The organism is Aliivibrio logei (assembly GCF_001691055.1).
GTDB classification, from domain to species: Bacteria; Pseudomonadota; Gammaproteobacteria; order Enterobacterales; family Vibrionaceae; genus Aliivibrio; species Aliivibrio salmonicida.
The window spans coordinates 257,217-271,042 of the sequence record NZ_MAJU01000011.1 but is presented as its reverse complement, the minus strand read 5'-3'; the positions used below and the strand labels follow the sequence as shown (position 1 = coordinate 271,042).

Sequence of the window (13,826 nt, the reverse complement as noted above, 5' to 3'; positions counted from 1 at the left end):
TTCGTTTAACCGAATACAAAAATGCAATAAAAATCAATGGCAAGTTGAATTGGTATGATCATGACTTATTGTTGAGTGGTGTTGCGTTTTATAAAGGAGATACATGATGTCACAGAAGATGACAGTACAACTTTCAAATACAAAAGCTCTTGCTCATTGGGGGAATAACGCACTGCTTTCATTTACCACAGAAGGCGCCGTCATTCATTATACTGACAATGATGTATACAGTACGGTTCAACGTGCTGCACGAAAGTTAAATACTCAAGGTATTGTTGATGTCGCTTTGGATGGCGCGTCATGGGATCTCGAATCTATTTGGTCTTTTATTCAAGGCTTCCGTGGTTCGAAAAGTAATAATGATATCGCTTGGAACTCACTCTCAGATCATGACGAAAAAGAATTAAATGCACGTATTTTAACGACCAACTGGACCCGTGACATTATTAATAAAACGGCAGAAGAAGTTGCCCCACGCCAGTTGGCGAGTATGGCGGCCGAATTCATTAAATCAGTTGCTCCAGAAGGAACGGTAAAAGCTAAAATTGTAAAAGATAAAGATCTTTTAACGGAAGGATGGACGGGAACGTATGCCGTCGGTCGTGGCTCTGAACGTACGTCTGCGATGCTGCAATTAGACTACAACCCAACGGGTGATGAAAATGCGCCTGTATACGCTTGTCTTGTAGGTAAAGGCATTACGTTTGATTCTGGTGGTTACAGCATTAAACCTTCAGGTGGCATGGCATCAATGAAGGCTGACATGGGCGGAGCTGCGCTTGTTACTGCAGGTCTTGCAATGTCGATTCTTCGTGGTTTAGATAAGCGTGTTAAATTGGTTTTATGCTGCGCAGAAAATATGATATCAGGTCGAGCATTAAAGTTAGGCGATATCATTACCTATAAAAATGGAAAAACGGTTGAGATTTTAAATACAGATGCAGAAGGACGTTTAGTCTTAGCGGATGGCCTTCAATTTGCTTCTGAGCAAACCCCCGAATTAATTATCGATTGTGCAACACTAACGGGATCCGCTAAAATGGCGGTTGGTAATGATTTTCATTCATTATTGAGTTTTGATGAAAAGTTAAGCCAGCAAGCATTAATTTCAGCTCAAGAAGAGAACGAAGGTTTATGGCGTTTGCCGTTAATGGAATTTCATCGTGAGATGTTGCCTTCTAATTTTGCTGATTTAGCGAATATTGGTTCTGGAGCCTATTCACCAGGCGCAAGTACGGCCGCGGGTTTTCTTTCTTATTTTGTTGATGATTATAAGAAAGGCTGGTTGCATATGGATTGCTCTGCAACTTACCGAACCGCTCCCTCAGACAAATGGTCAGCAGGGGCAACGGGTGTCGGTGTAAGAACATTAGCGAACATTCTTACAAAATAAATAAGAAAAGATCGGGCAATAGACTCGGTCTTTTTTCTAATAATTATAATAGCTTTTAAGAAGTAAAAGAAACTTGAAGGAAAGTAGAATGACAATAGAACGTACTTTTTCAATTGTAAAACCAGATGCGGTTAAGCGTAATTTAATCGGTGCTATTTACCGTCGTATTGAAAAAACGGGTATGCAAGTTGTAGCCGCTAAAATGCTCTCTCTAACAAAAGAACAGGCTCAAGGTTTTTATGCCGAGCATGAAGGCAAAGAATTTTTTGATGCACTCGTTGAGTACATGACATCAGGCCCTGTTATGGTTCAAGTGCTTGAAGGTGAAAGTGTTATTACTCGCTACCGTGAATTGATGGGAAAAACAAATCCAGATGAAGCGGCCTGTGGTAGCTTGCGTTCTGATTATGCGATCAGCATGCGTTATAACTCTGTGCATGGCTCGGACAGTCCTGAATCAGCCGCTCGTGAGATTGCTTATTTCTTTGTTGAAGATGAAATTTGCCCACGCCCTGCTGAGTAAATCGAACTAAGAGTTTAGAATGTTTGCAGGCTCCCTGAAGATTCAGAGGAGCTTGTATTTACTGTAATATGAATACCCTAGATAACAGAACGATAAATACGATAACCTTTTTATTGTTAAATGAACTCCCTCCTAACGGCTCTCATGCCTGAAACTCTAGTAATATCCTCTCAAAGCTTGTACAATTCTGCGCCCATATTAGCGGTGATGTTATTTATCAGAGAGGCAACATGACTACAACTAAAACCAATCTACTGGACTTTGATCGTAAAGGACTTCGAGCATTTTTTTCTGAGGAATTAGGAGAGAAAGCCTTCCGAGCAGATCAAATCATGAAGTGGATGTATCACTTTGGTTGTGATGACTTCGATCAAATGAACAACATCAACAAAAAGCTTCGTGAAAAGCTAAAGCAGAAATGTGAAATTCGAGCACCCTACGTATCTGAAGCTCAGCATTCAGTTGATGGCACCATCAAATGGGCGATGAAAGTAGGCGATCAAGATGTTGAGACGGTTTATATCCCTGATGGTGATCGCGCAACCTTATGCGTATCTTCTCAAGTGGGCTGTGCACTTGCTTGTACATTCTGCTCAACAGCACAACAAGGCTTTAACCGTAACCTTAAAGTTTCTGAAATTGTCGGTCAAATTTGGCGTGCAGCTCGTGAAATTGGTTTAGAAAAAGAAACGGGTCGCCGTCCAATTACGAATGTCGTAATGATGGGCATGGGTGAACCATTGCTTAATATGAAAAATCTAATTCCATCATTAGATATTATGCTTGATGATCTAGGTTTTGGTTTGTCTAAACGTCGTGTCACTGTATCTACATCAGGTGTTGTTTCTGGCTTAGAACAAATGATCGGCAAAGTTGATGTTGCTTTAGCTATTTCTCTTCATGCACCTACGGATAAATTGCGCAGTGAGATCATGCCAATTAATGATCGTTGGAATATTGAAGCGTTTTTAGCGTGTGTTCGTGAATACATAGCATCATCAAATGCTAACCGTGGTCGTGTAACGGTAGAGTACGTACTTTTAGATCATATAAATGACGATATGGATCATGCAAGACAACTCGCAGAATTGCTAAAAGATACCCCGGCAAAGATTAATTTGATTCCATTTAACCCATATCCTGGGTCACCATACAAAAAGCCAAGTAATTCACGTATCGATCGATTCATGAAGACATTGATGGAATACGATTTTACGGTAACGGTTCGTAGAACTCGTGGTGATGATATTGATGCCGCTTGTGGTCAATTGGTCGGTGATGTAATCGATAGAACTAAACGCACTCAAGTTAAACAGCAAGGTGAGGCTATCCCTGTAAAAACTGTTTAATCTTGATGTATTACAGCAAGGGAAAGCAGAATGATAAAATGGAGTGCAGCATGGTTAGCAATTGGATTGTTAACCAGTGCCGGTTGTGTCACGGTTAATGAAGCCGATGAGATGACCGACGATGAGATAATTCGAGCTTCCGAAGCTCGAATTACTCTCGGATTAGGTTACTTAAATGCGGGCAATATGATGAAGGCCCGTGAGAATTTGGAACTGGCTGCACAATATGCTCCTGACTACTACCGCTCTCAAACTTCCCTCGCTTATTATTATCAACAAGTAGAAGAAAATGAATTAGCTGAAAAGGCTTACAAACGAGCATTACGTTATTCATCAAAAAATGGTAATGTATTAAACGACTACGGGGTTTTTCTCTGTAGAAAAGGCCGTTATGAGGAAGCACAGCAAAAGTTTACTCTGGCAATTGAACAACCTTACTACTATTTAGTGTCAGCAAGCTATGAAAATGCAGCGATGTGCGCCCTAAGTAGTGGAGATAACGTAACAGCAAAAACGTATTTTGAGCGTTCACTCGCTCACGATCCCCATCGAGTTCGTTCCACCCTTCAATTGGCTAAATTGAATATTGATGAAGGCAACTATTCAGAACCGAGGATTTCGCTGTTTAAATTTAATAAGAAGTACGGATATAAACCCGTTAGCCTAAGCTTACTCATAGAATTAGAAAAAAAAGCAGGCAATGCACATTTGGTTACTAAATATGCAAACATTTTGGGACAAAAATATCCGGACTCCAAAGAATATCAGACCTATATAAATCATGACTATTGAACATACAGAAGACAACATTGAAACCATTATCGCTCCAGGGCAGTTATTAAAAAACGCTCGTGAAGAATCAAATCTAACGTTAGAAGATATTTCAGCGCGCTTACGACTGCGTGTAGAAGTTCTCGAGCAGATAGAAGCTGATCAGTTTGATATGGGAAAACTTGCCACATTTACTCGTGGTTATTATCGCTCATATGCAAAAGCCGTTAATGTTCCAGAAATGGCGGTATTGAATGGGTTAGATATACTGGGTAAAGCGCAAATTGAAGAACACGATATGCAAAGTTTTTCTCGTAAAACAAAAAGAGAAAAACATGATAACCGTATTATGAAGCTAACATGGGTTATTTTTGCGCTTATTCTAAGTATGTCTGTACTGTGGTGGTGGCAAGAACAAGCTCAATTTGAAACCGCAGAAGCGACGTCTCATGTTGAAGAGATAAATAAAGAAGAAGCGGTTATTGTCGATGAGTTAGCTGATAGCTCAACAGAAAGTGCAGTGGCACTTGATGACGGAATTGATACATTAGAAAGTTCTGATACAGTGACTGCCCCTTTAGCTGAAACAACCGTTACTGATGAAGCGACTGATTCGATTGAAACGCCGACAGTATCAGAGCAAGCACAAGAAGCAATTATTACTGATGATGTTGTAATTACATTCAATAGTGATTGCTGGCTTCAAGTGAAAGACGCCGCAAACAATCGTTTGTATTCAGGTGTTAAGAAATCAAATCAAACATTAAAATTAACAGGCAAAGCACCTTATGAGTTGGTGATTGGCGCTCCAAATGCGGTCACGTTAAGCTACAAAGGCAAACCTGTTAATTTATCTGCATATCCTGCCGGTAAAGTTGCACGACTAACTTTACCTCAATAATGAGTTGATTCCATGCATATAGAGTCTCCAATTAAACGTCGCCAATCTACTCGCATTTATGTGGGTAATGTTCCTATTGGTGATGGCGCACCAATCGCTGTTCAGTCTATGACGAATACGTTAACAACTGATGTTGCTGCTACCGTTGCACAAATTAATGCACTTCAAAAAGTCGGCGCTGATATTGTTCGTGTTTCAGTGCCAACAATGGATGCGGCAGAAGCCTTTAAGTTGATTAAACAACAGGTTTCGGTTCCATTAGTTGCTGATATCCATTTTGATTATCGTATTGCATTAAAAGTTGCGGAATATGGCGTGGATTGCTTACGTATTAATCCCGGTAATATTGGTAATGAACAACGAATTCGTTCTGTTGTCGATTGTGCAAGAGATAATAATATTCCGATTCGTATTGGTGTGAATGGCGGTTCATTAGAAAAAGACATTCAAGCTAAATATAAAGAACCGACAGCAGAAGCATTACTAGAGTCCGCAATGCGCCATGTCGATATATTAGATCGTATGAACTTTGATCAGTTCAAAGTCAGTGTCAAAGCTTCTGATGTCTTTTTAGCTGTCGATTCTTATCGTTTGCTAGCAAAACAGATAGTGCAACCATTGCACCTTGGAATTACCGAGGCAGGTGGTGCTCGTGCGGGTTCTGTTAAATCAGCCGTTGGTTTGGGTTTATTATTATCAGAAGGCATTGGCGACACATTACGTATTTCGCTAGCGGCAGATCCTATTGAAGAGATCAAAGTTGGTTTTGACATATTAAAATCATTACGAATTCGTTCTCGTGGTATTAATTTTATTGCGTGCCCAACCTGTTCTCGTCAAGAGTTTGATGTTATTGCTACGGTTAATGAGCTTGAACAGCGTTTAGAAGACTTAATCACACCAATGGACGTATCTTTGATTGGTTGTGTCGTTAATGGCCCAGGCGAGGCGGAAGTGTCTCATATGGGAATTGCGGGAAGTTATCGTAAAAGTGCATTCTATGAAGATGGCATTCGTCAAAAAGAACGTTTTGATAACGACAATATCGTGGATAAGCTAGAAGCTAGGATCCGTGCAAAAGCAGCGATGTTATCAAAAGAAAATCAAATTGATATTAATCAGATCGACTGATTAATATCCAGATATAAATAAAACCCATTGGGAAGTGAACGTGGCTAAAGCAATCCAAGCAATTCGAGGCATGAATGACTGCCTTCCAACACAGTCGCCATTGTGGCACAAAGTAGAAGACAGCGTAAAACGCGTTATTAGTGCGTATGGCTATAGCGAAATTCGCATGCCGATTGTTGAACAGACGCATCTATTTAAGCGTGCTATCGGTGAAGTTACAGACGTTGTTGAAAAAGAAATGTATACGTTTGACGACCGTAATGGTGATAGCTTAGCGCTTCGTCCAGAAGGTACTGCAGGTTGTGTACGTGCAGGGATTGAGAATGGTTTGTTGTACAACCAAGAACAACGTTTATGGTACATGGGACCAATGTTCCGTCATGAACGCCCTCAGAAAGGTCGTTACCGTCAATTTCATCAAGTTGGTGTTGAAGTATTTGGTCTAAATGGTCCAGATGTTGATGCTGAACTTATCATGATGACAGCACGCTTGTGGCGTGAGCTAGGTATTGATAAGCACGTTCATTTAGAGCTTAACTCAATTGGTTCATTAGAAGCTCGTGCTAACTATCGTGTGGTGTTAATTGAATTCCTAGAACAACATTTAGATATCTTGGATGAAGATTGTAAGCGTCGTATGTACACTAATCCAATGCGTGTTCTTGATACTAAAAACCCAGCAGTACAAGCTATTTTAGGCGATGCACCTAAGCTGTCTGAGTATTTAGATGATGATTCAAAAGCACATTTTTCTGGATTATGTGAACTACTTGACGCTGCTGGCATCCAATATCAAGTTAATGAACGCTTAGTTCGTGGTTTAGATTATTATAACCGTACTGTTTTTGAGTGGGTAACTGAAAGTTTAGGCGCTCAAGGTACGGTATGTGCTGGTGGTCGTTACGATGGATTAGTTGAGCAATTGGGTGGAAAAGAGACTCCGGCAGTTGGCTTTGCTATGGGACTTGAACGTTTAGTTCTTTTAATGGAAACATTAGAATTAACAGACGTACGCCGCTCGGTTGATGTTTATATGGTGACTTCTGGATCTGACACATTAATGGCTGGTATGAAACTGGCTGAACGACTGCGTGAACAGGTTCCTGGATTACGAGTAATGTGTCACTTCGGTGGTGGTAATTTTAAAAAGCAATTTAAACGTGCAGACAATGCGGGTGCAGCGGTAGCTCTTATTTTAGGTGAGAGTGAAGTTGCAGAGCTAACTGTAAACGTAAAAGATTTACGTACTGGTGAGCAAGAGACATTCGCTCAAGCAGACGTATTCGCAAAATTAGCAGAATTGATTTAAGAGGATAGGACGTGGAAGCCTACGAAACTGAAGAACAACAAGTTGAAGCCATTAAAAGTTGGTGGAAAGAAAATGGCAAGGCTGTCGTAATTGGTGGCGTTGTTGGTATTGGTGCGATTCTAGGTTGGAAATATTACCAATCAATGCAAGTGACTGCGAAAGAAACGGCTTCTGCAGGTTACGAAAGAACATTGACGGCATTGCACACCTCTGGAGCTAAAGCTGAAGAAACGACTCAAACTTTTATTGCAGCACATGCGAAAAGTGAATATGCCGCATTGGCAGCACTTCAGTTAGCTAAAGTTCAAGTTGAAGCGAATCAATTAGATGCCGCATTAGAACAGTTGATTTGGATTTCAAACAACAGTAAAGATGATGCATTAGTCGCAATGGCTCAAGTTCGTGCTGCTCGTATTCAAGCGGAACAAAATAAGTTTGATGCTGCACTTACTACATTAGCTGGTGTTAAATCAACAAGCTGGTCTGCTCGTGTTGCAGAATTGAAAGGCGACATTGCACTGAGTCAAGGTGATATTGCAACCGCTCGTTCTGAATATACAGAGTCACTTCAAGATGGCATGAATCCATCTGTTCAAATGAAATTGGACGACTTAGCTGAGTAAGGACAACTGAATGCGTAAGGTGTTAAAAAAAGCGGCATTATGTACCTTTGGTTTCTCCATGCTTGTTGGTTGTGCGAGTGAAGAAGATACAATCGTAATGGCACCTGTTCCTGTTGTTCAGAATCAATTTGAACCAACAACGGAATGGACAAGTTCAATTGGTGATGGTGTTGGACATTATTTTTCACGTTTAACACCTGCATATGCTTACGATAAGATTTATGTCGCAAGTCGAGATGGTCTTGTTAAAGCGCTTGACCCTAAAAATGGTAAAACCATTTGGGAACAAGATTTAGAACAAGATGATACTGCTCGATTATCTGGCGGTCTGACGCTGACTTATGGAAAAGTATTCATTGGTTCTGAAAATGGAGAGATTATCACTCTTGATGCAGAAACGGGTGAAGAGCTTTGGCGTGAGAAAGTCGATGGTGAAGTCATTGCTAAACCATTAGCGGACGAAGGTTATGTAATCGTTCATACCAGTCGTGGGGCTTTGGTTGCATTTGATGCGGAAACCGGAACCGAAAAGTGGGAAATTAACAGTGAAGTTCCTAGCTTAACACTTCGTGGTGACAGTGCTCCTGTCAGTATATCTGGTGGTGTCTTTTGGGGAATGTCTAATGGACGTTTAGCAGCAGCATTGATGTCTAAAGGTCAATTGTTGTGGCAACAACCAGTAGGAACACCAAAAGGAGCGACTGAAATAGATCGCCTTGTTGATGTCGATTCATCACCATTAATCCTTGGTGGACGTTTATATACTATTGGCTATAACGGACAGTTGATTGCGTTAGATCTTCGTACTGGTCAACCTGCGTGGAAGCGTAATTATTCTTCTGCCATGGATATGTCTACGGATGGAAAGCGCCTTTTCCTAGTAACAGAAAAAGATCATGTTGTTGCCGTCGATGCACGAAGTGGTACTGAGCTTTGGAACAATAAAGAGCTAGAGTATCGCCAGTTAACATCACCAATTATCATCGATAATTATGTAGTTTTAGCGGATAACGAAGGTTATTTGCATTGGCTAGATAAAGAAAGTGGTTTGTTTGTTTCACAACAAGAAATTGACAGCGATGGTATTGCGGTTTCACCGATAGTGGTTGGGGATAGTTTCCTAATTGTTACACGTGAAGGCGATATCAAAAAAATGCGAATTAAATAAGTTTTATTTGCTATAATTGTGAATTGGCTCCAAGTCCTTCTGACTTTGGAGCCTTTTATTGTTTTTAGATAGTGAAAGATAATCCAATTTGGTGATGGTTTTTATCCGTTCATATTAAAAAAACTATCATCAAATTGGTATTAGCTCGCGCTATGCCTATGATTAAATTAAGAGGTATATATGATTCCTGTTGTTGCTCTGGTAGGGCGTCCAAATGTTGGTAAGTCGACGCTGTTTAACCGTGTTACACGCACAAGGGATGCATTAGTTGCGGACTTTCCAGGCTTAACGCGTGACCGTAAATATGGTCGAGCTAAGTTAGAAGAGCAAGAATTCATTCTAATCGATACCGGCGGTATTGATGGAACAGAAGAAGGTGTTGAAACTAAAATGGCTGAACAGTCATTAGCTGCGATTGAAGAAGCTGATGTTGTACTATTTATGGTTGATGGCCGTGCTGGTTTGACATCATCTGATGAAGCGATAGCAAAACACTTACGTTCTCGTGAAAAACCAACATTCTTAGTAGTAAACAAGATTGATGGTATTGATGCAGATGCAGCAAGTGCTGAGTTTTGGCAATTAGGTATGAGTAAAGTATACCAAATCGCTGCTTCACACGGTCGTGGTGTCACTTCTCTGCTTGAGCTTGCTCTTGCTCCTTTTATGGAAGAGCTTGTTGAAGAATCTTTAAGAGATGAAAACGGTGAGATTACTGATCTGACTGAATTTGAAGATTTTGAAGACGAAGAAAAAGATCTTACAGAAGAAGATGCAGAGAAAGATTTTGCTCGTCTTCAAGATCAACCAATCAAACTTGCCATTATCGGTCGTCCTAACGTAGGTAAATCAACGCTAATTAACCGTATTTTAGGTGAAGAGCGTGTGGTTGTTTACGATATGCCTGGTACAACTCGTGACTCTATTTACATTCCAATGGAGCGTGAAGGTCAAGAATATGTACTGATCGATACTGCGGGTGTTCGTCGTCGCGGTCGTATCAATGAAACCGTTGAAAAATTCTCAGTAATCAAAACATTGAAAGCAATCGAAGATGCTAACGTTGTTTTATTGGTTATTGATGCGCGTGAAAATATTTCAGATCAAGATCTAAGCTTGTTAGGCTTTGCATTGAACGCGGGTCGTTCTTTAGTTATTGCTGTTAATAAGTGGGATGGATTGAATAATGAAGTTAAAGAGAAAGTAAAATCAGAACTAGACCGCCGTTTAGGTTTTGTTGACTTTGCTCGTCTTCACTTTATTTCTGCATTGCATGGTACGGGTGTTGGTCATTTATATGAATCAGTACAAGAAGCTTATGTTTCTGCAACTAAGCGTGTAGGTACATCTGTTCTTACTCGTGTTATGAAGATGGCTCAAGATGATCACCAACCGCCAATGGTTCGTGGCCGTCGTGTGAAATTGAAATACGCGCACGCAGGTGGTTATAACCCACCACTTATCGTTATTCACGGTAACCAAGTAAAAGAATTACCTTCTTCTTACAAACGTTTCTTAATGAACTACTTCCGTAAATCATTAGAAATCATGGGTACGCCAATTCGTATTCAGTTCCAGAACAGCGAAAACCCATTTGAAGATCGCGGTGGTAAATTAACATTGTCTCAAGAGCGTCAACGTAAACGTCTTGTTGGTGCTGTTAAAAACCGCAATAAAAAATAAATTCAACTAAACGATAAACGCCCAATTAATTGGGCGTTTTTTTTAGGTAAAAATCATGACTCAATTCTTTTCAACGGATGTTTTATTCTGTCATCAAACGTGGCAACACACCTCTGAGATTCAATTAATTAAAAAAACAGAACAAGGCCAATGGCTTGTTGTGAAAGAAACGCCTTTTCACCCTGTTAGTCATATTTGGCCAGATCATCCTGAAGATAAAGGAACGATTAGTACTCGTTCAAATGAATACCCAGTACTTGCTTGCCATACTGCTGTTATTGAATTATCGACGGGTACTCTATACACCAATAAAGAAATACCGATTAAACGAGGTGAAGAGGGTTGGGTGTTTGTTGTTGCTCATTTAGTTGAAAGTGCAGTGCCCGTTTCTCTTGGTGATAGCATTGAGTTAACGGTTGATGAAGAACATCAAAAAGCATTAAGCCGAGGACACAGTGCAGGCCATATTGCCTATCTTGCATTAAATAAAGCGCTTCATGCTAAGTATTGGCGTAAAGATGCAGACAGAAAAGATGAATTAGGTCATTACAATTTTAATAACTACGCCCAAGTTACAAGTTTTGTAACAGAAGACCATTGTGAAGACATTTATCGTTTAGGTAAAACACTTCGTAAGCGTGGATTAAACAGCGTTGAAATGCTAGATGATCTTTCTGCTATTGAGCATCAAATAAACCAACAGATTAAAGAATGGTTATCATTAGGCAGTAAGGTAAGCATGGAGTGTGATGGTAAAGCGTTAACAGACTCACGTTATTGGATTGCTGATTTTGGTATAGATGGTATTGCAAAATTGCCTTGTGGTGGAACACATGTTGCTTCATTTGATGAATATCAAGAAATTAAGGTGCAACTACAAGTTCAAGGTGAGCAAGAATTATTGATGATAACGCAGTCCATAAAGCGATAATAGGAATGCATAAATCGAAATTACATGAAGTGTAGAGTACGCTCTGTTATTTACGTAATTAAAGGTAATTCAACTGGAAGAGTCTTCTTGTTCTCTGATTGATGTACTGGATCTTTGTGTTCTTCATATCATTATTGGTTTTTTATATCGTTTTAAATTGAAATACAGCATATGTAACTAATGCTTTCGGGGTGTGGTTATATAAATGTTCTTAAAGGGGATGATCGCTGATCAGATCCCTATAAGCGCAAAGATCTGCATTTGTTTAAAGTGAATAGTCGTAGAGGAAGTAAGTGATGCAAGTAAATCAATGCCCAAGCTGCCAATCAGAATTACGCTGGCAGAAAGAGGGTTATCATTGTGATTTTTGTCAGGTTGATTTTAAAAAAATCGCGCATTGTCCTGACTGCAATAAAGAAATGGAAAAGCTTAACGCCTGTGGTGCAGCAAATTATTTCTGCCATGAGTGTAATGAGCTGAAGTCAAAATCACGAGTAAAGACTGAGTTAGTACAATTAAGCGATAAGCAGTAAGTTACTTATCGACTATTGATTGTACTTCACCATCAACAAAGCGGGTTGTAATGGTATCACCAGTATGAACCTGCTGAGTTGATGTTATGAGACTGCCTGATGCATTACGTGTAATTGAATAGCCTCGCTTTAATGTTGCAAGAGGGCTTACGGTATCCAGTTTTTCAGCAGCTAAAGCAAGCTGATGACGTTGCATTAGTAAGTTTCTGTCCATTGAATCTAAAAGACGACGCTTTAATGTCTCTATACGTTGCTTATCTTGGTGTACTTTTCTTGCGGGAGATAAATTACTAAGACGTAAAGAAAGGTTTTCTATCTTATGCTGATTGCGCTCTAGTCGCTGTTGCATATGACTTTCTAAGCGTTGATTAAGATCGTCTAAACGTTGGCTTTGTGTATTTAATTGAAGTTGAGGATGTTGTTTTTCAATTCTAAATTGATATGTTGAAAGTCGTTTTTGTTGTTGGGATAAATAGCGTTCAATAGCACTGCGTAAACGACGTTTTTGATGCGAGACTATCTGCAATTGAGAAGAGAGATCTCGACTCACTAGTTCAGCCGCAGCAGAAGGTGTTGGAGCACGTACATCGGCAACAAAATCAGCGATAGTGACATCGATTTCATGACCTACAGCACTAACTATTGGTATCTGACTAGCAGCAATGGTTCTTGCCACAATTTCTTCATTAAAGCACCAAAGATCCTCTAATGAACCGCCTCCACGTCCAACGATCAAAATATCACATTCATTACGGCTATTTGCTCGTCCAATGGCTTGTGCTATTTGAATTGCGGCATTTGTGCCTTGAACTAAGGTTGGATAAATGATGACAGGAAGATTTGGATCTCGTCGTTTTAATACGTTTAAAATATCAAAAAGAGCCGCGCCTGTTTTAGACGTAATAATACCGACACATTTCGGTTGCTCTGGTAAGGCCTTTTTAGCGGTCTGAGCGAATAAGCCTTCAGCGGCTAATGACATTTTTAAGTGATCGAATTCTTGTTGAAGACGACCATCCCCTTCAGCTTGCATGCTTTCAATGATTAACTGATAGTCACCACGAGGCTCATACAAAGAGAGACGAGCTTTAACAAGTACTTGCTTACCATTTTGAGGTTTAAACGTTACGCGACGATTATTGCCTTTAAACATGGCACATTTGACTTGAGCTTGGCTGTCTTTAAGAGTGAGATACCAATGGCCAGAAACGGGCATCGTAAGGTTAGACACTTCACCAACAAGCCAAACAATTCCCATTTCATTTTCTAATAATAAACGAACTTCAGAATTCAATCGGGAGACTGTAAAGATGCGGGGATTAGAATCGAGAGACATGAGAATGCCTTAGACATGAATATAGGAATTAGCGGCAATATAATACATATCAAGGGGGTAATTGCAAATTAAAAACAAATAAATGTCTAGCCAAGCGTTTGCGCGGTGCGTATAATCCGTCTGCAATATCAAATCCAAAACACTTTATTATGCGAAACGATAAAGTGGGATTTAT

At 40.0% G+C, this 13,826-nt stretch carries 13 protein-coding genes; 12 read left to right on the top strand and 1 reads right to left on the bottom strand.

The window, feature by feature from the left end; genetic code table 11:
* The first annotated feature begins 106 nt into the window (after positions 1-106).
* From pepB to A6E04_RS11710, 12 genes are all read left to right on the top strand, one after another.
* Entirely contained in the window at positions 107-1,393 is a 1,287-nt protein-coding gene (gene pepB, locus A6E04_RS11765) for an aminopeptidase PepB (protein ID WP_065611461.1), read from the top strand.
* An 88-nt stretch (positions 1,394-1,481) separates the two neighbouring features.
* A complete protein-coding gene (gene ndk, locus A6E04_RS11760) occupies positions 1,482-1,916 on the top strand; it encodes a nucleoside-diphosphate kinase (protein WP_012549530.1) in 435 nt (144 codons plus the stop codon).
* Positions 1,917-2,146: 230 nt separating this feature from the next.
* The gene (gene rlmN / locus A6E04_RS11755) at positions 2,147-3,265 is read left to right on the top strand and encodes a dual-specificity RNA methyltransferase RlmN (protein WP_023603710.1); all 1,119 of its coding nucleotides are present in this window, start codon (positions 2,147-2,149) and stop codon (positions 3,263-3,265) included.
* Between the two features lie 30 nt (positions 3,266-3,295).
* Positions 3,296-4,057, top strand: a complete 762-nt coding sequence (gene pilW / locus A6E04_RS11750; RefSeq protein ID WP_012549532.1) for a type IV pilus biogenesis/stability protein PilW — start codon at positions 3,296-3,298, stop codon at positions 4,055-4,057.
* Entirely contained in the window at positions 4,047-4,937 is an 891-nt protein-coding gene (locus A6E04_RS11745; protein ID WP_023603709.1) for a RodZ domain-containing protein, read from the top strand. Before pilW ends, A6E04_RS11745 begins: the two co-directional genes overlap by 11 nt.
* Before the next feature lie 12 nt (positions 4,938-4,949).
* On the top strand, positions 4,950-6,068 hold the full coding sequence (ispG, locus tag A6E04_RS11740) for a flavodoxin-dependent (E)-4-hydroxy-3-methylbut-2-enyl-diphosphate synthase (RefSeq protein ID WP_012549534.1): 1,119 nt from the start codon (positions 4,950-4,952) through the stop codon (positions 6,066-6,068).
* 40 nt (positions 6,069-6,108) lie between these two features.
* Positions 6,109-7,377, top strand: coding sequence for a histidine--tRNA ligase (gene hisS / locus A6E04_RS11735; RefSeq protein ID WP_065611459.1), 1,269 nt, complete (start codon positions 6,109-6,111; stop codon positions 7,375-7,377).
* An 11-nt stretch (positions 7,378-7,388) separates the two neighbouring features.
* On the top strand, positions 7,389-8,000 hold the full coding sequence (locus A6E04_RS11730; protein ID WP_012549536.1) for a YfgM family protein: 612 nt from the start codon (positions 7,389-7,391) through the stop codon (positions 7,998-8,000).
* Between the two features lie 10 nt (positions 8,001-8,010).
* Positions 8,011-9,168: an outer membrane protein assembly factor BamB gene (bamB, locus tag A6E04_RS11725; protein WP_012549537.1), complete on the top strand. Its 1,158-nt coding sequence runs from the start codon at positions 8,011-8,013 to the stop codon at positions 9,166-9,168.
* A gap of 180 nt (positions 9,169-9,348) precedes the next feature.
* Entirely contained in the window at positions 9,349-10,851 is a 1,503-nt protein-coding gene (gene der / locus A6E04_RS11720) for a ribosome biogenesis GTPase Der (RefSeq protein ID WP_012549538.1), read from the top strand.
* A gap of 55 nt (positions 10,852-10,906) precedes the next feature.
* Complete coding sequence (locus A6E04_RS11715; protein WP_065611457.1) at positions 10,907-11,782, top strand: alanyl-tRNA editing protein; 876 nt, start codon at positions 10,907-10,909, stop codon at positions 11,780-11,782.
* A 296-nt stretch (positions 11,783-12,078) separates the two neighbouring features.
* Positions 12,079-12,315 (top strand): zinc ribbon domain-containing protein, encoded by a 237-nt coding sequence (locus A6E04_RS11710; protein WP_017023019.1) that lies wholly within the window; start codon positions 12,079-12,081, stop codon positions 12,313-12,315.
* A gap of 1 nt (position 12,316) precedes the next feature.
* On the opposite strand, the gene xseA is transcribed toward A6E04_RS11710, so the two are convergent.
* On the bottom strand, positions 12,317-13,651 hold the full coding sequence (gene xseA, locus A6E04_RS11705; protein WP_017023020.1) for an exodeoxyribonuclease VII large subunit: 1,335 nt from the start codon (positions 13,649-13,651) through the stop codon (positions 12,317-12,319).
* Between the last annotated feature and the right edge of the window lie 175 nt (positions 13,652-13,826).